This is a genomic window from Nonomuraea terrae, from assembly GCF_044465245.1.
In the GTDB taxonomy this organism is placed as follows: Bacteria; Actinomycetota; Actinomycetes; order Streptosporangiales; family Streptosporangiaceae; genus Nonomuraea; species Nonomuraea terrae.
Window position 1 is genome coordinate 609526 of the sequence record NZ_JBITLL010000002.1, and the last position, 19372, is coordinate 628897.

The 19372-nt window shown below is 73.0% G+C and carries 21 protein-coding genes; 11 read left to right on the plus strand and 10 right to left on the minus strand.

The features are described 5' to 3' along the window. Positions 1–49: 49 nt before the first annotated feature. On the minus strand, positions 50–1594 hold the full coding sequence (locus tag ACIBP6_RS09205) for an MDR family MFS transporter (protein ID WP_397050358.1): 1545 nt from the start codon (positions 1592–1594) through the stop codon (positions 50–52). 147 nt (positions 1595–1741) lie between these two features. Between ACIBP6_RS09205 and ACIBP6_RS09210 the strand changes: the two genes are divergently transcribed. From ACIBP6_RS09210 to ACIBP6_RS09220, 3 genes are all read left to right on the plus strand, one after another. Further along, positions 1742–2326 carry a TetR/AcrR family transcriptional regulator gene (locus ACIBP6_RS09210; RefSeq protein WP_397050360.1) on the plus strand — a complete coding sequence of 195 codons (585 nt, stop codon included), beginning with the start codon at positions 1742–1744 and terminating at the stop codon, positions 2324–2326. A 569-nt stretch (positions 2327–2895) separates the two neighbouring features. Further along, on the plus strand, positions 2896–3381 hold the full coding sequence (locus ACIBP6_RS09215) for a hypothetical protein (RefSeq protein ID WP_397050362.1): 486 nt from the start codon (positions 2896–2898) through the stop codon (positions 3379–3381). 2 nt (positions 3382–3383) lie between these two features. Continuing rightward, positions 3384–3920: an NUDIX domain-containing protein gene (locus tag ACIBP6_RS09220; protein ID WP_397050364.1), complete on the plus strand. Its 537-nt coding sequence runs from the start codon at positions 3384–3386 to the stop codon at positions 3918–3920. Positions 3921–3923: 3 nt separating this feature from the next. On the opposite strand, the gene ACIBP6_RS09225 is transcribed toward ACIBP6_RS09220, so the two are convergent. Together ACIBP6_RS09225 and ACIBP6_RS09230 are read right to left on the minus strand one after the other, a co-directional pair. Further along, positions 3924–4865, minus strand: a complete 942-nt coding sequence (locus tag ACIBP6_RS09225) for an acetoacetate decarboxylase family protein (RefSeq protein WP_397050365.1) — start codon at positions 4863–4865, stop codon at positions 3924–3926. Positions 4866–5012: 147 nt separating this feature from the next. Then, a complete protein-coding gene (locus tag ACIBP6_RS09230) occupies positions 5013–5510 on the minus strand; it encodes a GNAT family N-acetyltransferase (protein ID WP_397050367.1) in 498 nt (165 codons plus the stop codon). 355 nt (positions 5511–5865) lie between these two features. Between ACIBP6_RS09230 and ACIBP6_RS09235 the strand changes: the two genes are divergently transcribed. The 4 genes from ACIBP6_RS09235 to ACIBP6_RS09250 are packed head-to-tail and all read left to right on the plus strand — an operon-like array spanning position 5866 to position 9979. Next, positions 5866–7410 (plus strand): ABC transporter substrate-binding protein, encoded by a 1545-nt coding sequence (locus tag ACIBP6_RS09235; RefSeq protein WP_397050369.1) that lies wholly within the window; start codon positions 5866–5868, stop codon positions 7408–7410. Continuing rightward, positions 7407–8336: an ABC transporter permease gene (locus tag ACIBP6_RS09240; RefSeq protein WP_397050371.1), complete on the plus strand. Its 930-nt coding sequence runs from the start codon at positions 7407–7409 to the stop codon at positions 8334–8336. The genes ACIBP6_RS09235 and ACIBP6_RS09240 overlap by 4 nt, the downstream gene beginning before the upstream one ends. After that, positions 8333–9202 carry an ABC transporter permease gene (locus ACIBP6_RS09245; RefSeq protein ID WP_397050373.1) on the plus strand — a complete coding sequence of 290 codons (870 nt, stop codon included), beginning with the start codon at positions 8333–8335 and terminating at the stop codon, positions 9200–9202. The genes ACIBP6_RS09240 and ACIBP6_RS09245 overlap by 4 nt, the downstream gene beginning before the upstream one ends. A 48-nt stretch (positions 9203–9250) precedes the next feature. Continuing rightward, entirely contained in the window at positions 9251–9979 is a 729-nt protein-coding gene (locus tag ACIBP6_RS09250; RefSeq protein ID WP_397050375.1) for a polysaccharide deacetylase family protein, read from the plus strand. On the opposite strand, the gene ACIBP6_RS09255 is transcribed toward ACIBP6_RS09250, so the two are convergent. Further along, positions 9976–10104: a hypothetical protein gene (locus tag ACIBP6_RS09255; protein WP_281282644.1), complete on the minus strand. Its 129-nt coding sequence runs from the start codon at positions 10102–10104 to the stop codon at positions 9976–9978. The genes ACIBP6_RS09250 and ACIBP6_RS09255 overlap by 4 nt on opposite strands. Before the next feature lie 493 nt (positions 10105–10597). Here ACIBP6_RS09255 and ACIBP6_RS09260 point away from each other — a divergent pair, with 493 nt between their 5' ends. Then, a complete protein-coding gene (locus ACIBP6_RS09260) occupies positions 10598–11125 on the plus strand; it encodes a hypothetical protein (RefSeq protein ID WP_397050377.1) in 528 nt (175 codons plus the stop codon). Positions 11126–11132: 7 nt separating this feature from the next. Here the strand turns inward: ACIBP6_RS09260 and ACIBP6_RS09265 are convergent, their stop codons facing one another. Further along, a complete protein-coding gene (locus tag ACIBP6_RS09265) occupies positions 11133–11726 on the minus strand; it encodes a TetR/AcrR family transcriptional regulator (protein ID WP_397050379.1) in 594 nt (197 codons plus the stop codon). A 53-nt stretch (positions 11727–11779) separates the two neighbouring features. On the opposite strand from ACIBP6_RS09265, the gene ACIBP6_RS09270 reads away from it, so the two are divergent. After that, complete coding sequence (locus ACIBP6_RS09270) at positions 11780–12580, plus strand: class I SAM-dependent methyltransferase (protein ID WP_397050381.1); 801 nt, start codon at positions 11780–11782, stop codon at positions 12578–12580. 207 nt (positions 12581–12787) lie between these two features. Here the strand turns inward: ACIBP6_RS09270 and ACIBP6_RS09275 are convergent, their stop codons facing one another. Continuing rightward, the gene (locus tag ACIBP6_RS09275) at positions 12788–14131 is read right to left on the minus strand and encodes an MFS transporter (protein ID WP_397050383.1); all 1344 of its coding nucleotides are present in this window, start codon (positions 14129–14131) and stop codon (positions 12788–12790) included. A 122-nt stretch (positions 14132–14253) separates the two neighbouring features. Here ACIBP6_RS09275 and ACIBP6_RS09280 point away from each other — a divergent pair, with 122 nt between their 5' ends. Continuing rightward, positions 14254–15750 (plus strand): AlkA N-terminal domain-containing protein, encoded by a 1497-nt coding sequence (locus ACIBP6_RS09280; RefSeq protein ID WP_397050385.1) that lies wholly within the window; start codon positions 14254–14256, stop codon positions 15748–15750. On the opposite strand, the gene ACIBP6_RS09285 is transcribed toward ACIBP6_RS09280, so the two are convergent. Next, positions 15635–16303 carry a tetratricopeptide repeat protein gene (locus ACIBP6_RS09285; RefSeq protein ID WP_397050387.1) on the minus strand — a complete coding sequence of 223 codons (669 nt, stop codon included), beginning with the start codon at positions 16301–16303 and terminating at the stop codon, positions 15635–15637. The two genes, ACIBP6_RS09280 and ACIBP6_RS09285, sit on opposite strands and share 116 nt — an antisense overlap. A 67-nt stretch (positions 16304–16370) precedes the next feature. On the opposite strand from ACIBP6_RS09285, the gene ACIBP6_RS09290 reads away from it, so the two are divergent. Next, positions 16371–17093, plus strand: a complete 723-nt coding sequence (locus ACIBP6_RS09290) for a phosphatase PAP2 family protein (RefSeq protein WP_397050389.1) — start codon at positions 16371–16373, stop codon at positions 17091–17093. A 286-nt stretch (positions 17094–17379) separates the two neighbouring features. Here ACIBP6_RS09290 and ACIBP6_RS09295 read toward each other — a convergent pair whose 3' ends face one another. The 3 genes from ACIBP6_RS09295 to ACIBP6_RS09305 all read right to left on the minus strand — a co-directional run bounded on the left by ACIBP6_RS09295 (position 17380) and on the right by ACIBP6_RS09305 (position 19251). Then, positions 17380–18279 carry a DnaJ C-terminal domain-containing protein gene (locus ACIBP6_RS09295; RefSeq protein WP_397050391.1) on the minus strand — a complete coding sequence of 300 codons (900 nt, stop codon included), beginning with the start codon at positions 18277–18279 and terminating at the stop codon, positions 17380–17382. A gap of 149 nt (positions 18280–18428) precedes the next feature. Next, positions 18429–18842 (minus strand): Hsp20/alpha crystallin family protein, encoded by a 414-nt coding sequence (locus tag ACIBP6_RS09300; RefSeq protein WP_397050393.1) that lies wholly within the window; start codon positions 18840–18842, stop codon positions 18429–18431. A 106-nt stretch (positions 18843–18948) separates the two neighbouring features. Next, complete coding sequence (locus ACIBP6_RS09305) at positions 18949–19251, minus strand: hypothetical protein (RefSeq protein WP_397050395.1); 303 nt, start codon at positions 19249–19251, stop codon at positions 18949–18951. Between the last annotated feature and the right edge of the window lie 121 nt (positions 19252–19372).

Below are 19372 nucleotides of genomic sequence, written 5' to 3' on the forward strand. Positions count from 1 at the left end.
CCGCGTCTCCGGGGCGATACGGGGACGCGGCCTTCCGGCGCGGCGGAGATCACGCGCTGGTGGACGCGGCCTCCTGCTTCGGGTTCGGCGCGGGCAGGTCGAGGCTGTCGCGCAACCGGGCGGGCTTGAGGAACGCCGCGGCCAGCAGGCCCACGACGGCGATGCCCGCTGAGATGAGGAAGATGTGGCCGGTGGCCTCGCCGTACGCGGCCCTGACGATCTGCTTGACGGGCTCGGGCAGGGCGGCGATGTTCAGGCTGCCGCTGGCCGCCGCCGCGTCCCCGGTGACCGGGATGCCGGCCTTGGCCAGGCCCGCGGCGATGTCGGAGGCGACCCGGTTGGCCAGCACGGCGCCGAGCACCGAGACGCCGACGGTGCCGCCGAGCGAGCGGAAGAACGTGATCGCGCCGCTCGCGGCGCCGATCTCACTGAGCGGGACGGTGTTCTGGATGACCAGGACGAGGTTCTGCATGGACATGCCGACTCCGATGCCGACCAGCAGCATGTACGCCGACACCAGCACCAGCGTCGTCTCGTGGTCGATCGTGGCCAGCCCGGCGAACCCGGCCAGCAGCACGACGAGCCCGACCAGGATGTACGGCTTCGTCCGGCCGCTCCTGGAGACCATCTTGCCGCTGATGGTGGAGGACAGCAGCACGCCGATCATCATGGGGATGGTCATCAGACCGGCGGCGGTGGGGCCGTACCCGCGGCCGATCTGGAAGTACTGGCCGAGGAAGACGGAGCCGCCGAACATGGCCATGCCGACCGCGAGGCTGGCCAGGATGGCGAACGCAGGCGTACGGCGGCTGATGATGTGCAGCGGCACGACGGGCTCGCGCACCTTCGACTCCACCCATGTGGCCACCGCGAGCAGCAGCAGGCCGCCGATCACCATGGCCGCGGTCTGCCAGGACAGCCAGTCGAAGTCGTTGCCGACGAAGGTGACCCAGATGAGCAGGACGCTGACGCCGGCCGCGATGAGGGTGGCGCCCCAGTAGTCGATGCTGACGCCGGAGCGGCGCACGGTCGGCAGGTGCAGGGTCTTGGCGAGCAGCCCGAAGGCCGCGATGGTGAACGGCACGGCGATGAAGAAGCACCCGCGCCAGCCGAGCCACGAGGTGTCGGCGATGAGCCCGCCGAGCAGCGGCCCGCCGACCGTGGCGACGGCCATGACGGCGCCGAGGTAGCCGTTGTAGCGGCCGCGCTCCTTGGGCGTGATCATGGCGGCGAGCACGACCTGCGTGAGGATCTGCAGGGCGCCCATGCCCAGGCCCTGGACCGCGCGGAAGGCGATGAGCTGGCCGGTGTTCTGGGCGAAGCCGCAGGCCAGCGAGGCGACCATGAAGATCACGATGGCGATCTGGAGCAACAGCTTCTTGTCGAACAGGTCGGCGAGCTTGCCCCAGATGGGCGTGGAGGCGGTGGAGGCCAGCAGGGACGCGGTGACGACCCAGGTGTACTGGGACTGGGTCCCGTCCAGGGCGCCGATGATCTGCGGCAGCGCGACCGAGACGATCGTGGCGCTGATCATGGCGACGAACAGGACGAGCAGCAAGCCGCTGAGGGCTTCGAGGACTTGGCGGTGAGTCATCGGCTCCGCCGTGGACGGCGCTGCCGGTTGTGCGCTCACGCGAACTCCGATCAGGAACAAGGGGGATGCAACCTGGACACCTTACATGCCCATGGAGCAAACTTGCGCATTGAGCATTTATTCCCATTGGGTAAGCTCGTACGCACCATGAGCAGTACAGCAGGGTTGCGCGAGCGCAAAAAGGCCGAAACACGGCAGGCGGTGCACGAGGCCGCTCTCCGGCTCACCCTTGAGCACGGCTTCGACAACGTCACCGTCGAGGCGATCGCGGACGCCGCCAACATCTCCCGCCGGACGTTCTCCAACTACTTCGCCGGCAAGGAGGACGCCCTGCTCTTCGGCGACGAGCAGACCCTGAACACGCTGGTGCAGCGTGTGCGCGAGCAGCCGGCCGGGCTCGCGGCGTGGCGCGCGCTGCGTGGCGCGCTGGACAGCCTCTTCGACGAGTACGGCGACGCCGACCGCGAACTGCACCTGCGCACCCGCCTGGCGCTGCGGCACCCGTCGCTGCTGGCCCGTCAGCTCGCCAGCAGATTCCGGCTGGAGAGCGAGCTCAGCCTGGCGGTGGCCGAGCGCGAACAGGCCGGCGACGTCAGCCCCGAGATGATCACCGCCGCCTTCCTGGCCGGCCTGCGCGTGGCCACGCAGTGGTGGTGCGCCGAACACGAGACCCGCCCGCTGCGCGACCTCACCCACGAGGCCCTCGACCAGATCGTCCGCCCCTTCGACTGAGGCGTGCTCACAGCGTCTGGAGAGGCTCCCCGAAGGGATTCCATCCGACGGCGACGAGTCCGCCGTACCGCTCGGCCAGTCTGCGGCGCAGCGCCTGGTCGAAGGCGTTCACCTCGTGAGGCCAGCTCACGTCCGCGCGGGGCGACGTAGGGGACGACGAGCCGGTACGAGCCGCCGTGCGCGATGTACGGGGGAGCCAGATCGTACGGGTGCGCCTCGGCCCGCTCCTCCGCGACGATCTGCGCCCGATTGAACGTCTCGATGCCGTCGTACGACCTCATCAGCACGGGCGAGGTGACCTCGACCGCGTCGTCGGCGGCCGGCTGCACGATCACCCGCCACTCACCGGGCAGGAAGGCGGGCGCCGCCGTGACGGCGTACACGGCGAGGAGCGCGAAGATCGTCTTCAGTCGCATGCGCGCCGAGTGTAGGCCAGCCGTCGATCATGGGTGCGCCGACTCCGCCGAGAGGTCGCTGTGCGCGCACTCCCCCGGTCGGGCCCCCGGACCGGCGAACTTCCGGCCCGCGGCCGGGATCCAAGCAGAGGACGGTGCACAGGGGAGGTCGCCATGAAGCAGGTTCTCGTAGCGGTGGTCGCGGGTGGGGCGCTGGTGCTCACCGGGACGCCCGCGCTCGCCGCGCCGACGCTTGGCCCGTACGGCTACGGAGCGGTCCGGCTCGGGATGAGCGCGAAGCGGGCCGCGGCGACCGGCGCGGTCGTGCGCAAGAATTTCGCCGGAGAGGGCACGTGCTCCGGCTGGGACTTCAAGGCCCACCCCACCGGTCGAAACAGCGTGGGGCTCTACATCTCCAAGAAGTGGGGCGTCGTCGTGATCTCCGCCCCCAAGGGGGTCCGGACACCCCGGGGCATCGGCATCGGCTCGACGATGAAGCAGGTCGAGAAGGCCTACCCGGGGGTGAAGCGCCCCAGGGACGGAGACCCGTACGCCGTGGTTCCCGGCAACCCCAAGGCCCGCTACTCCTTCGGCGCTTCGGCGAACGGCAGGATCGAGCAGCTGCTCCTGATCCACCTGAACCAGGACTGCGTGAGCTGACCATGACGGCCGACCCGGCGCCGGCGCGGTTCTCCCGTATCAGGATCCGCACCGGCGCTCTGGTGTTCTGCGGCGACCAGGTCGCCCTCATCCGCCGCGACCGTGCCGGCTCCGTCCACTACACCCCGCCGGGCGGCAACGTCGAGCCCGGCGAGGACCTCCTCGCGGCGCTCGGCCGCGAGCTCGCCGAGGAACTCGCCCTCGACCTTCGCGACGCCACGCCCCCACACCTGCTGTGTGTGGCCGACCAGATGGTCACCCGCCCTGGCCCCACCCCGCCGCCGCGGAAACTGCACCTCCTCTATCGGCTGCACATCACGCCGGCTGTACGCGCGCGCACGGCCGCGGTGGAGTACGACGTGTTGCCCGGGGGCGGGCGGGAGGCCGGGGTCGTCGAGTGGATCGGCTACCGGGCGACGGCCGTGCTGCCGATCTTCCCGCCGATCGGCCCAGCGCCGGCCGCGCTGCCCTCGCCGTACGCGCCCGTCGGCGACGCGGCTCTGCCCGCCGTCACCGACGACACCTATACGTGGATCTGAGGATCAGGTGAGGATGCGCAGGTCGGTGACGGTGTACGACAGGGAGCCGCGGAAACCGATGCCGGTGCGGACGATCTTGAGGTCGGCCAGCTCCTCACCGGGCGCCGCCAGGAAGCTCAGCTGGCCGGAGCCGGTCCACGTGCCCGCCGTACGAGGGTCGTCCAGGATGGACATGGTGAGCTCGTGCACGGCCGGGTTGTCGTGCTGGCCCGCCGTCAGGCGCGGGAAGTGCCGCAGGTTGACGATCGGGCGGCCGAGCGCGGGCAGCGTGTTCGAGGTCTGCTGCAGGGTGACCCGCGCCTCCGCCAGGCGGCGGCCGGCGGCGGAGAGGCTGGCGCCGAACTTCCCGCCCGGTCCCACGACCGGCGTCGCCTTGCCGGGAACCTGGAACGCGCGGGTCTGGTGGATGGCGCCCATCTTCTTGGGGAACCCCTGCACCCAGCCCCGCGCCAGCGACGAGTCGTTGTCGACGTAGATGTAGGGGCACCAGGCGACGGGCGTGTCCTGCCAGCGGGCGTCCATCAGGATCAGGAACTCGCTGTACAGGCTGCGCACCGGGTCGAGGTACTCCTCGTGCTCACCGGAGAACTGCCAGTCGATGAACAACGCGTACCCGTGTCCCGACGACGACGGATCCGGCGACAACCCGGTCGGCAGGGACGCCGCGGCCGCCTCGGCCGAGGTCCAGAACTCCACCCCGACGACGTCGCCCGCGTAGTTCCACGGGGGCGCTGCGGCCAGGTTCGCCACACCTCGGGGGCTGAGCGGAAGGGTGTAACCCCGCAGGCGTTCCTCCGTCACCTGCGCCGCCCCGTCGCCCGCCGCCCCGTCGCCCGCCGCCCCGTCGCCCGCCGCCGCGACCGCGGGCGAAGCCACCGCGGTCGCGGCGATGCCGGCGAGCCCGCCGGCGATCAGGCTCCGCCGGCCTATCTCGTTCTGCTCCACGAACGTTCCTTCACTGACTCGTCAATGACTGCGGTCCCCCGCAGGCGCGCAGGCTGGAGCTCGACGCGCGTCCGCGCGATCGGCTGCCTGCGCGCGGAGGTCATTGGAGCAGCAGGCGCATGCCCGCTTCCATGTCCTTTTACCGGTTCAGCCGAAGGTCAGCTGGTATTCGACCTGTTCGATCGGGTGGCCGTCGCCGAAGTCGTGGGCGCGTACCGCGCCCGACTCCGTGAAACCGTTCTTGGCGTAGAAACGGCGTGACTGGGGCGTGTCCCTCAGCGTCCACAGGTGGACACCGTCGAAGCCCGCCTCGCGCATCGCGCTCAAAGACGCTGTCATCAGGGCGCCCGCCACGCCGCTCCCCCACCCGTCCGGGTGACCGTAGAAACCGAAGAGCTCCGCCGAGCCCGGCCGCTCCGGCGATCGGCCGAAGTAGGAGAAGGCCAGCGGCCGCCCGTCGACCGCGGCCAGCATGACCGTGCCCTTTCCCTCAGGGCCCTTTCCCTCAGGGCCCTTTCCCTCAGGGCCCTCGGCGAGGACGGCGTGCCATTTGCCGCGACGCTCCCGCACGGCCTCGGCGAAGAACTCCGGGGCGAAGAATCCGGCGTACGCGGATTTCCAGGACTCCGCGTGTATCTCACCCACGACGTCCCCGTCGCCAGCAGAAGCCGTGATTATGGTGATATTTCGGGTCATCCGATCACCGTATCGCGGGCCTTCCGGACGCCGATCATCCCCCGCTGGACCGCCGGCTCGCCCATCGTCCGCCCCGCGCCGCACGTCGTTTCTGGCCGATACCGCCCCTTTCCATGCGCGATGCCATGCCATGATGTCGATAACCGTTTTCAATCCGGCAACCGGCGGCGGCGGTCGGCGTCGTCCGCCAGTCGCGCGGCGGGGACACGGGCCTCACGGAGGCGGCCCATGATCCAGTCCGCGAAGGATCTTCCCGAATCCGGATTTACACGGTCACCTGTGCCGTATGCGAGCGGAGAAAACCATGCGAAGGCGACTCTTGATCACGTTCATGGCCGTTCTGACGGCGCTGTTACCGGGGTGCGGCGGGCAGGAGGCGGGGCCGGAGACGGCGCAGCTGACCCTGGCGGCGCCGCGTGACCTCGTCGCGGGCCCGGAGGATCCGTACTACGTCCACCAGACCTTGCGGGTGTGGGAGCCGCTGGTCACGGTGGACGACCGGCTGCGGCCGGTCCCGGCGCTGGCCGCGTCGTGGAGCGCCGCCGAAGATGGGCGGCGGTGGACGTTCACGCTGCGCGAGGGCGTGCGCTTCAGCGACGGCACCCCGCTGACGGCCGAATCGGTGGTCGCCAACGTCGAGCGGTTCCTGCGGATCGCGCCCCGCCAGTCGGCCTTCTTCAGCCTCGACGCCGGCATGGAGGCGGCCTACGGCAAGGTCGAGGACGTCCGCGCCGAGGCGGACGCGGTGGTGTTCACGCTGGAGGAGCCGGTGGCCGACCTGCCGGCCAGGCTGGCGGGGTTCTTCAGCATGGTGCAGTCGCCGAAGGCGTTCACCGCCTCGGGCGGCTTCGCCGGCCGGCCGGTGGGCACGGGACCGTACACGCTGGCCGAGTGGGTGAAGGGGCAGCGGGCCGTGCTGACGGCCAACCCGCACTACCACGGCGCGGCGCCCGCGTACGAGAAGGTCGTGGTCAGGGTGATCCCGGACGCCAACGCCCGGGTGGCCGCGTTACGCGCCGGCGAAGTGGACGGGCTGATCGACAAGGGGGCGCTGCTGCCCGCGCAGGCGCCGGCGATCGCCGCCGACGACGCCTTCCGGGTGCTGCGCAGCCCGTCGGTGCTGACGCACTACCTGACCTTCAACGCCTCGCGGCGGCCCTTCTCCGACCCTCGCCTGCGCGAGGCGGCCGACCTGGCGATCGACCGCCAGGCGATCGCCGACACGCTGCTCGCCGGCACGGCCGCCCCGGGCGCGGCCTTCCTGTCGCCGGTCTTCGGCGACCTCGCCGCTCCCGGCGTCACCGCCGCGTACGACCCCGGCGGGGCCCGCGCACTGGTGGCTGAGGCGGGCGCGCCGTCCGCGCCGGTCACGATCCTGATCTCCTCCGCCGAGACCGGGCAGTTCCCGTACGCCGACATCGCCGAGGTGTTGCGCGCGGCGCTGGAGCAGGCGGGCATCCCGGCGAAGGTGACCGTGGCCGAGGCCACCAAGGCCGTGATGGAGTCGGGCGACTACGACGTCTTCCTCAGCGCGTACAGCGTGCCGAACGGCGACGCCGACTACCTGTTCCGCCGGTTCCTGCGCTCCGACGCGCCCTGGAACGTCGAACGCCGGCTGGGCTACCGCAGCGCCGAGTTCGACCGGCTGGTCGACCGGGCCGCGACGGAGACGGACGCCGCCGCCCGGCGTGACCTCTACCACCGGATCCAGGGGCTGCTCGCCGCCGACCGCCCGATGATCCCGCTGGCGTACCAGGACAATCCCATCGTGACGACCGCCGCGGTCGGCGGGGTGCGGCAGAGCGTGGCGTACGTGGTCGACCTGGGTGCGCTGGCGCCCTCGACGTGACGGCCGTGGTGGTGCGGCGCGGCGCCGAGCTGCTGTTCGCGCTGCTGGCGCTCTCGCTGCTGGTCTTCCTGCTCACCGCGCTGGCGCCGGGCGACCCGGCCGAGGAGATCCTGCGCCGCGGCGGCGTCCAGCCGACGCCGGAGAGCGTGGCGGCGCTGCGTGCCGAGCTGGGGCTCGACCGGCCGTTGTTCGACCGGTACCTGAGCTGGCTGGGCGACGTGCTCCGCGGTGACCTCGGGCGTTCCTACGCCGACCGGTCGCCGGTGGCGGGCGAGATCGCCGCGCGGCTGCCGGCGACGCTGCGGCTGGCGGGGGCGGCGGCGCTGGTCGCGGGCGGGCTCGCCGTGCTCGCCGCGCTCATGGCCGTCCTGCGGCCGGGCTCGCCGGTCAGCCGCGCCCTCGCTCTCGTGACGGTCGCGGTCTCCGGTGTGCCGCCGTACGTGGTGGGGATCGTGCTGATCAGCGTCGTGGCCGTCGGCCTGCGCGCCCTGCCCACGGGCGGCGGCGACGGCCCCGGCGCGGTGGTGCTGCCCGCCGTCACGCTGGGCCTGGCGGGCGCCGCGACGCTGCTGCGGCTGCTGCGCGCGGACCTCGCGCACGCCGTACGGCTGCCGTTCGTCAAGCTGGCCGCGGCCAAGGGGTTGCGGCGGCGGCGCACGATCGTCGTGCACGCGCTGCGGGTGGCCGCGCCGAACGCGATCACCGCGGCCGGGGTGATGCTCGCCGAGCTGCTGACCGGCGCGGTGGTGGTGGAGACGCTGTTCTCCTGGCCGGGCGTGGGGCAGCTGGCGGTGACGGCGATCAGGCAGCGGGATCTGCCCGTCGTGCAGGCGTACGTGCTGGTCACCGCGGTCGCGGCGGTGCTGCTGCTGGCGCTGGCCGAGCTCTGCCTGGCGGCCTGCGATCCGCGGGTGCGTCGCCGGTGAGGCGGCGTACCGGGGTCGCGGCGGGCGCCTCGCCGACGAGAGGGCGTACCGGGGTCGCGGCGGGTGCCTCGCCGGCGAGAGAGCGCGCCGGGGTCGCGATGCTCGCGGCGGTCGTGCTGTTCTGCCTGGTCACGCCGGTGGTGTCGGCGTACGATCCGCACCTGCCCGACCTGCGGCGGGCGCTGCTGCCGCCGGGGCCGGCCCACTGGCTGGGCACCGACCAGCTCGGCCGTGACCTGCTCACCAGGACCGCCGCGGCCGGACGTACATCGCTGCTGGTCGCCCTGGCCGTCACGGCGATCACCACGGCCCTCGGCGCGGCGCTCGGGACGGCGGCGGGCCTGGCCGGGGGGACGGCCGAGCGGCTGCTGCGCTTCGCCGCCACCGTGGCGCTCGCGCTGCCCGGCCTCACCCTGGCGCTCGCGCTGGCGGGCGCGCTCACCCCGGGGTACGGCACCGTGCTGGCCGCGCTCGTGCCGCTCGGCTGGGTGAGCTGCGCTCTCGTCGCCGCCACGGCGACCCGGCGGGCGGCCTCGGCCGACCACGTGCTGGCGTCGCGGGCCATCGGCGCGTCGGCGGGCTACCTGCTGCGGCGCGTCATCGGCCCGCACATCGCCGGGACCGTCCTGACCGTCGCCACGGCCGACTTCGCCAGGGCGCTCATCGCCGTGACCTCACTGAGCTTCCTCGGCGTCGGGCTCCCTCCCCCGGAGACCGACTGGGGCGGCATGGTGAGCGAGGCCACGCCGCTGCTGGTGACCGCACCCCGCCTCGCGCTCGTGCCCGCCCTCGCGCTGGCCCTCACCGGCCTGGCCCTCGCGCTCGTCGTGGACGCCCGCCATGGCCGGCCCGGCCAGGAGGCTTGACCGGGATTCGGGCGTGAGACGGGCGCGCCCATGATGTGATGACCAGCCATGAACACGGCGACGACGAAACGGAGGAGGCGGCGCGTACTGATCGCGGCCGTGCTCGCCCTCGTCCTGGGCACGACGGGCCTGTATCAGCTCATGAACGCGCGGTCCTTCCAGCTGGCCGGAGAGCTGACCCATCGCGTGCCGACCGCGGAGAAGGTCGTCGCCCTGACGTTCGACGACGGCCCCGGCGAGCAGACCGGCGAGATCATCGCCACGCTCGCCGAGCAGCGGGTGCGCGCCACGTTCTACGTCAACGGCGCGCAGGTCGCGGCCCGGCCGCAGGACGCGAGGGCCCTGGTCGCCGCGGGTCACGAGCTCGGCAACCACACGTACTCGCACCGGCGGATGGTGTTCGTCGGCCCGTCCACGGTGGCCGAGGAGGTCGAGCGGACGGACGTGGCCATCCGCTCGGCGGGTCAGCGCGGCGACATCACGTTCCGGCCGCCGACCGGCAAGAAGCTGCTGGCGCTGCCGCTGTATCTGGCCCGCACCCAGCGGCACACGGTCATGTGGGACGTGGAGCCCGACTCCGGCACGACCCCCACCGCCGCGGAGATCGTCGCGGCCGTGCGCGAGCGGACCCGGCCGGGCTCGATCATCCTGCTCCACCCCTGGTTCGGCGGGGGCGCGAACACCCGGGCCGCCCTGCCGGGCCTGGTGGCCGGCCTGCGCGAGCAGGGCTACCGGTTCGTCACCGTCTCGGAGCTGCTCGCCCTGCGCGACCGCTAGGGAGTGAGGGACTCCTCCCCCGCGAAGGGCCGTGCGCTTCTCGGCGCTTCGGGGGCGCAGAGTGCGCCCAGCACGAGGATGGCGGTGAGGACTCCGGTGACGACGACAGCGGTGCGGAAGCGCACGGGACCTCCTGGAAGGCGTTCCAACGACGCCCCATCTCACCCACCGCCACCGGCCGCGGGCCGGCACATGTCACCAATGGAAGTCACATCGTTACCTACAGCGACATTGACCGCAGGGGGCGCGGGATCGTCAATCGCCGGGCGGTCAGGTGAGCCGGCGTTCCGGCGCGACGGCGGCCCGGGTGTCCACCCCGACCTTGGCGAAGACGTTCGGGCACTCGACTTCGCTCACCGTCGTACGGCGCGCGCGGGTCCGTGCGGCATCACCCGATCGTGCCTGCGCCGCTCCTCGTGCGGAGAATGCCCGAACTGCTGGAAAGAAGGGACTTTGGTCCCTACCGGACACGGGGCCGGTAGGGGAACGTGGGCGCGTGCTCCACCTCTGGAGCGCCAGGCGGAGCAGGCAGGCATGCGGCTCCAGCGTCGCCGTGCGCATCCGCCCCTGGCAGGTCACCGCTTTTCACGTCTCTGCAGACAGGAACGTTGGGACCCCATGGAGAACGGCACGGTGCTGGCCGTCTTGTCGGCGGCCGAGCGTGGACAGGTGTTGCTCGCCCTCTTGGAAGCGCATCCCGATCTGGTCCCCGAGGCGGAGGAGATCGGCCGGCGGATGCTCGGCAGCGGCGACTGGACGGCGGTGGCGAAGGACGTCTCCGCCGCCCTGCGCGGCCTGCGCCTGAGCGACCTCGCCGAACGCGCGGGGCCGCAGTGGGGCGGCGGGTACGTCGACCTGCGCGTGGCGGCCTGGGAACTGCTCGACGAGGTGATCCGCCCCTACCGGGAGGATCTGGCCCGCCGGGTGCGGGCGGGAGCGTCCCAGGCGGCTCTGGAGATCGGCCTGAGGCTGCTCGCCGGCCTGTACGCCTGCCGCGAGCACCGGGCCTGCGAGCCGGCGCTGGCCCAGGCGGGCATGCCTGACGTCATCGACTTCCAGGCCGACCGCCTGCGCAGGACGCTGAAGGAGCACCGGCTGGAGGTCCCCGGCGGCTGGCTGGGCGAGCACTGCGCGAAGTGGTCCTGAGCCGGCCTCACGCCTCCCGTACGACGCCGCCCAGGACGGAGCTCACGTATCCGCGGACGGCCGCGGCCTCCGGCGGCGTGCCGTCCCGGCCGGAGAACAGCAGGTGCCCCGTCCCGACCAGGGTGAGGGCCAGCGTGTCGACGTCGGCGCCGGGCACGAGGCGGCCCCGATCGCGCTCGGCGGCGAGGTAGGAGGCGAACGCGGCGGCGGCCTCCGTGAGCACGGGGATCCCCGTCGGCCAGGTCTGGCGCAGCCGGGCGCGCAGGCCGTCGCGGAAGGTGAGCAGGCCGACGATGGACAGCTCGACCGGCCCGAACAGATCGGTCAGGGCGTCGGCGAGGTGGCCGGCGACGGAGCCGGTGCCGGCCGAGTCGCGCAGCGCGGCCTCCAGGTGGGCGATCCGGGCGGCCCGCTCGCGTACGAGCTCGGCCAGGAACGAGTCGAAGTCGGCGAAGTGCTTGTGCAGCACGCCCTTCGCGACCCCCGCCTCGGCGGTGACCGCGCGGCTGGTCAGCGCGCTCGGCCCGTCGCGGAGCAGGACGCGCTCGGCTGCGGCGAACAACTGCTCGCGTACGTCGCGGAGGGCCACCCCTGTCGGCACCGTGCATCGCTCCTTCGTTGACGAGTGGGCGCACGCCCACTTAAAGTGGGCGCATGCCCACTATACCTTCGGGGACCGACCCCCATCAGCAGCGGCAGATGGCCGAGTCGTTCGGCGTGGACGCCGAGCGCTACGACCGGGCCCGCCCCTCCTACCCCGCCGCCTTGGTGGAGCGGATCGTCGCCGCCGTCCCCGGGCGCGACGTGCTCAGCGTGGGCTGCGGTACCGGCATCGACGCCCGCCAGTTCCAGGCGGCCGGCTGCGAGGTGCTCGGTGTCGAGCCCGACGCGCGGATGGCCCGCTTCGCCCGGGACACCGGGGTCGAGGTCGAGGTGGCGACGTTCGAGGCGTGGGACGCGGCCGGCCGCACCTTCGACGCGGTCGTCGCCGCGCAGGCCTGGCACTGGGTGGACCCGGTGGCCGGAGCGGTGAAGGCGGCGCAGGTGCTGCGTCCCGGTGGCCGGCTGGCGGTGTTCTGGAACTCGTTCCAGGCGCCGGACGAGGTGGCCGAGGCCCTCGGGGCGGCCTACCGGCGGGTGCTGCCCGGCGCGCCGGACCCGCGTAGCCCCGCGGGCGGCCCGGAGCCGTACGCGTTGCTGTGCGAGAAGGCCGCGGACGGGATGCGGCAGGCGGGCGCGTTCGGCGAGCCGGAGCAGTGGCGGTTCGCGTGGGAGCGGGTCTACACCCGTGACGAGTGGCTGGACCAGGTGCCCACCAGCGGCCTGTTCACCCGGCTCGGGCCCGAGCAGCTGGACGAGGTGCTGACCTCCGTGGGCGCCGCCCTGGACGCCATCGGCGGCGCCTTCCCCGTGAAGTACACCACCGTGGCCGTCGTCACCCGCCGCACACCCTGATCACCGCGGACTCGCCGCTTCCCCGCCGAGCCGAACATGCCGCGGCATGCCAGGCCGGCCGTCTCGACCCGCCGGCGTGCCGTGGCTGCGGGATTCCCGCTGCGCGGTGATCCCGCCAGGGCGGCCGTCGCGACCCTGTTCGGCAGCGTGCCGGCCGTCATGGCGGGCTCGGTCTCGCCGCCCGAGGGCGGGCACCGGTCGGTCACGTCATCCCCTCGTCCGCAGGCCGTACGTGAGCAACGCGACGGCTGGCAGCGCCGCGGCGAGCGCCATGGCCAGTGCGGCGGGGAGGAGCCGTCCCGCATCGAGAAGGGGCGTCACGCATGCGGCGCCGAGGGGCGGGGTGGCCTGCATGAGCGTCCTGAGGATCGCGAAGCCCCGGCCGCGCAGCGGCGCGGGGATGCGCGCCATGCGCAGCGACTGCGCCCAGACCGTCATCGGGGCGCTGAACAACCCGATCACCAGGTAGCCGACGGCGACGGCGGCGGTGTGCGGCGCGAACGTCACCGCCAGGAAGCCGGTCGCGGCGACCAGCTGCACCACGGCGATGGCCACGACCGGGCGGCCCCGCGGCTGCCGGGCTCCGGCGGCGGCAGCTCCGGCCAGCTCGCCGGCCGCCATCGCGGCCAGCACCAGGCCGAGGGCGTTCGGGCCGCCGGACAGCTCGTTCTTGGCCAGCCAGGGGCCGGCGACGAGCAGCATGCCCATGGCGACGTTGAACGCCATGAACGCCGCCGTGGTGGCCACCAGCACCGGGTCCCGCAGCAGCACAAGCACACCGCCGGACGTCCCCCGGAGCCGGCCCGCCGAGCGGCGAGCCACGGAGGCGCCCGTCCGCGGAGGGCGACGGGAGGCGGGGGCGTCCGGATCGAGGGAACGGCGGACGTCACCCGCGTCCGGATCCAGGGAACGGCGGACGTCACCCGCGTCCGGCTTCAGCGGACGGCGGACGCACAGGGCCGTGACGGCGAGCACCGCGTACGTCAGCGCGTCGAACGCGAGCACGGCCTCACCCCCGGCCACGCCGATCAGCAAGCCGCCCAGGGCGGGCCCGATCATCCCGGCCACGCTGAAGCTCAGCGACTCCAGGGCGTTGGCCGCGTCCCGGTGCTCCGGCACGACCAGGTCGGGGATCGCCGCGGGGAACCCGGCCAGCGGCACCATCTTGAACAGCCCGTACACCGCGGCGACGACGAACGGCAGCGCCGCCGGCACCTCCCCGGCCCACGCGGCGACCGGCACGGACGCCATGGCCAGCCCGCGCACCACACTGTCCACCGCCAGCACGTGCCGCTTGTCGAACCGGTCGAGGACCGGCCCCGCGAGCAAGCCGCCGACGAACACCGGCAGCGTGTAGCAGACGGTCAGCAGCCCCAGCTGCCGGGTCCCGCCCGGCTGGGACAGCACGATCCAGGTGAGCGCCACGAACGTCATCCCGTCGCCCACCAGCGACAAGGACGAGCCGATCCACAACAGGCGGAAGTCGCGGCCGGCGAGCGCGCGCCGGTAGACGCCCGACCGGCCACGAGAAAGATCATCGACAACAGGCATGCGGGCCAGCCTGGCGGGCACGCGCCGCCCGGCGCTGGCGGGCATCGGCCGTCGAGCCGTCGAGCCGTCGACGTCCGATGCCCGCCGGTCCGGCGCGGTGAGCGGCTGGCATGCTGGCGGGGATGGTTGACGAGGAGGCCGTCTACGCGGCGATGCGCAGCCGCGACCCCCGCTTCGACGGGTGGTTCTACGTCGCGGTGACCACGACGGGCGTCTACTGCCGCCCGAGCTGCCCGGCGGTCATGCCCAGCCGGCGGAACGTGCGCTTGTTCCCCACCGCGGCGGCGGCCCAGGTCAACGGCTACCGGGCATGCAAGAGGTGCCGCCCTGACGCCGCTCCCGGCTCGCCCGAGTGGAACGCCCGCGGCGACCTCGTGGCCCGCGCGATGCGGCTGATCGCCGACGGGCTCGTCGACAGGGAGGGCGTGACGGGGCTGGCCGCGCGGCTCGGCTACAGCGAACGACACCTGCACCGCCTGCTGACGGCCGAGGTCGGCGCGGGACCGCAGGCCCTGGCCCGGGCACAGCGGGCGCAGACCGCCCGGACGCTGCTGGAGTGCACCGGCCTGCCGGTCAGCGACGTCGCCTTCGCCGCCGGGTTCGCCAGCATCCGGCAGTTCAACGACACCATCCGGCAGGTCTACGCCACCACGCCGACCCGGCTGCGGCAGGCCACCCGGCCCGATCAGCTGCCGCACACGCCCGGCGTGATCGCGTCGCGGCTGCCGTACCGGCCGCCGATGGACGTGCCCGCGCTGCTGCGCCGCCTGGGCCGCGACGCGGTGCCCGGGGTCGAGGAGTACGCAGAGGGCACGTACCGCAGGTCGTTGCGGTTGCCGCACGGCACGGGCGTGGTCGCCCTGCGGCACGTCCCGTCCGCCGCGTACGTGGCCTGCGAGATCCACCTGGAGGACGTGCGCGATCTGGCGGCGGCCGTACGGCGCTGCCGCAGGCTGCTCGACCTGGACGCCGACCAGCGGGCCATCGACGCCTTCCTCGGCGCGGACCCGGTGCTGGGGCCGCTCGTCGCGGCGCGCCCCGGCCTGCGCGTCCCCGGCCACCCCGATCCCGCCGAACTGGCTGTCCGCACCGTGTTGTCACGCCGCGTCCCCGCCGAGCGGGCCCGCGTCCGCCTCGCCGACCTGGTCGCGACCTACGGCCGCCCACTGACCACCCCGGTCGGGCAGGTGACGCACACGTTCCCCGACCTGCCGGCGCTGATCTGCTGGGCCCGGCGGCCCGCCCACGACCCCGGCCCGGCCTCCTCGGTCCCGCCGGCTCCCTACGGCTTCGGCCCGCAGTGTGCCGAGGGTCGCGGCACGGGGGCGGCGGAGCGTCGTCGCACGTTGCCCGCCCTTGTCGACGCGCTCGCGGAGGGCGAGGTCGTGCTCGACGCCGGGGCCGATCCCCGTGAGGTCCGTGCGGGTCTGCTGCTCCTGCCGGGGTTGGGGCCGCGCGCGGCGTCCCTGGTCCTCATGCGTGCCTTCGGCGACCCCGACGTCTTCATTCCCGACCTCGCCGTACGGCGTGCCCTGCACCGGATGCGCGCCCGGCCGAGCCGGTGGAGCCCGTGGGGCTCGTACGCCACCCAGCACCTGTGGGCGGTGGGTTCCCCGTGAACGTCTCCGAAGAGCGAGCGGGAAGGCCGCGCATGGCGCTTTCCCGGCGGCAACGCCGGAGGGTGAGTTCGGTGGACGAGATCAGCTCCGCGTCCCCCTTGGCCCTGCGCCGTTCCAGCGCCTCCAGGAGCAGCAGCTCGGCTTCGCGGAAACGCTTCTGGTCGATGCGCAGCTTGGCGAGGTGCTGGAGGGCGAAGTCGCGCAGCCGCGCCGGCGCGAGGTCGAGCGCTTCCAGGTTGAGAGGTTCGGCGCGGTCAAAGTCATCGGCGTACCGATGAGCGTCGGCCAGGTTGATCAGCACGGCCGTCCGGCGGCCTGGATCGTCCCCGGCCACGGCCAGCGCGCGTTCCAGGTATGAGACGGCTTCACCGCACGCGCGCAGGACGACCAGACCGGAGCCGATCGCTCGCAAGAGCTTGAACACCGCGGACGGCTCCGCCGCGCCGCCCAGCCGTTCCAGGTCGGCCTTCATCTGCTCGACCGCAGCCGCATACCGTTCGCTATCGACCGGCACCATGCGCAGACGGTCGTCATAGGTCACTTCGGTGCTCATAGCGGCAGATGCTACGCCGCGCCCATCGGCAGGAATCCTTTCCGTCCGTCGGGGAAGCCGTGCCGGAATGCGGAGCGAGGAAGGACATCTCGGGCTGAGGCTGGCGATGGCGAGCGTCGCGGTGGTGCTCGCCATGATCCCGTTCGGTCTGCTGCTGATCGTCGCCAGGATGCCGGTCGACGACCTGGACATGCGGGTCGCCGAGGACCTGCACGCGTACGCGCTCGAGAATCCCGGCGTGACGCGGCTGCTCATCGTGTGGACGAACCTGTTCGGGCCGTGGCCGTGGCGGATCGCGGTCGTCGCGTACGCCGTCTGGCTGCTGAACAAGGGCGCCGCGCGGCTGGCCGCCTGGGCGGTCACGACGATCACCGTGGGCGGGCTGCTCGCCCTCGTACTGAAGATCATCGTCGCCCGGGCCAGGCCGCACCTGCCCGATCCCGTCGCGCTCGCGCCCGGGGACTCCTTCCCCTCCGGCCACGCGGTCAACGCGACGATCGGCGCGGGCGTGATCGTCCTGCTCCTGCTGCCCGCGCTGCCTCGCTGGTGGCGGCGCGTGGCCTGGGGTTTCGCGTGGTTCCTGGCGCTGTCGGTGGCCTGCACGAGGGTCGCGCTGGGGGTGCACTGGGTGAGTGACGCGGTCGCCGGCGTCGTGCTGGGGGTGGCCGTGGTGGCCGCCACCACGGCGGCGTTCGAGACGTGGCGGCGGGATCAGGGGCGCAGGCCCGCCGCCCCGCTGGCCGAAGGAGTGGAGCCCGAGTCGGTGGAGGCCCTGCGTGACCGGACCTGATCATGTGGAGTACTGCGCGCTGACGTTGTTATGCGATGTCCGTCTCCGGCGTGGCGCCGGTCGCCTCGGCCACCCGGCGGCAGAACTCCGCCACGCCGGACGTCTGTGTCCGTTCCGTCCTGGCCGGGACGGCGTCGGCCGGGTAACCGCGCGGCCAGGTCCTCGGCCGCGCCCGGGGTGATGCGCTGCCCGAGCACTCCAGCACCGCCGCGGCGGCCCGCTCGGCCTCCTGGCGGGCGGTGTACTCGCCGCGAACGCGTCGTCCTGCATGGTCGTTCGTCCCCGATCAGAAGCTTCCCGGGTCGTACGCGGACGCGGCGGCCAGCTGCTCGTACAGCTTCCGCTCGCGTTTCGAGAGCGTCCGCGGCACCACGATCCGCACCTCCGCGTACACGTCGCCGGGCACGCCGTGGGGGTCGGGCAGGCCGCGTCCGCGCAGGCGCAGCCGCCGCCCGCTGGAGGTGCCGGGCGGCACCCTGACCCTCGTCTCGCCGCCCGGGGTGTCCAGCGCGACGGACGTGCCCAGGGCCGCCTCCCACGGCGCCAGGCGCAGCTCGGTGTGCACGTCGCGCCCCTCGACCCGGTAGCGGGGATGCGGCGCGATGCGCACCACCAGCCAAAGGTCGCCGTGACGGCCGCCACCGGAGCCGCGGCCGCCCTGCCCGGCCAGCCGGATCCGCTGTCCCTCCGTCACTCCCGCCGGGATGGCGATCCGGATGCCGTGCCCGCCGTCGCAGGTGATCGTGCGCCGAGTGCCGTGGTAGGCCTCCTCGACGGTCACCTCCAGCTCGGCCTCCCGGTCAGCGCCGGGGACGGGCCCCCAGCCCGCCCGCCTGCCGCCGAAGAAGCCGCCGAACAGGTCGTCGAGGATGTCGTCGCGGAAGCGGGTCTCGAAGCCCGCGCGCGGTCCGCCGTCCCACGGCCCGGCGGTCCAGCCCGCCGTACGCGCCCCCGCCCCGGCGTGCGCCCACACGTCGCCCGGCTCGCTGAAGGCGTCGTAGCGGCGGCGCCGCTCGGGATCGGACAGGATCGCGTACGCCTCGGCGACGTTCCTGAACGTCTCCTCGGCCTCCGGACTCTTGTTGACGTCGGGGTGGTAGGCGCGCGCCAGCCTGCGGTAGGCCCGCTGGATCTCGGCCCGCCCGGCGTGGCGTGACACCCCCAGCACCTCGTACGGGTCGCGCATCGCCATCACCTTCCGGATCTACGCGGCCTCCGCCGTACGTGCTGGTCCCAGGGATCGCGGCACACGCCGGGCAGGCGCGGCCCCGATGGCGTGCCCGGGGCGGGAGGCGTCATCGTCGGCGCGTCCACGCGGGGGCCGGCCCGCCGGTGTCATCCGGTCACGGCCTTGGTCCGGTCGCGGGTGTGGATCTCCACCTTGCGCGGCCTGGTGGTCTCGAGCGTCGGAATGCGCACGGTCAGCACGCCGTCGTGGCAGGCGGCCTCGATGTGCTCGGGGTCGAGCTGCTCGGACAGGTAGACGCGCCGGATGAAGCTGCCCATCGGCCGTTCCTGGACGAACATCCGCTCGTCGTCGCCGGCGGGCTCCTGCCGGGTGGCGCTCACCGACAACACGCCCCGGTCGACGGTCACCTCGATCGAGCCGGGGTCGACGCCCGGCACGTCGAAGCGCAGCAACACGTCGTCGTGGCGGCGGACGCCGTCCATCGGCATGACCGGCGGACCGGGCCGGTCGAGCCGCCGCGTGACCTCCTGGAGGAAGGGATCGATCGACGTCAGCAGCATCGTCATCACCTCCTGGTCGCCCGTCTGGGTCGACCTGACGTCGTCACTATCACCTTTATACCTCCGCGTACAGGAAACCTCAAACCGAACTTTGAGGTTGCCGGTGTCAGTAGCCGGGAGGCGGCTGCTGGCCGTAGTTCTGCACGGGGACCGTCCGCTTGACGCGCCAGCCGAAGAACGTCACCGGGATGGCGACCAGCAGCCAGAACCCGAGCGTGAACAGCATCAGCCACGAGTGCACGAAGATCCACAGGCACAGGTGGACGCCGAACGTGACCGGGTTGAAGCCGTGCTCCTTGACCTGCCGGTACTGCACCGGACCGTACTGCGGCCCGGACGGCACGGGCGCGTACGGCTGACTGGGGGGCTGCGAGCCGTAGGGATCCTGCGGCTGGGGCGGGTAGCTCATCGAGACTCCAGATCGTTGGGGCGACTTGTGAGACGTGTGGAACGTGCCAAAGGTTGGCGTCGGCGGCTGTCCTGATCCGGACACCGGTCGGATGTACGGCACCCGCCCGCGGGAGCCGGAA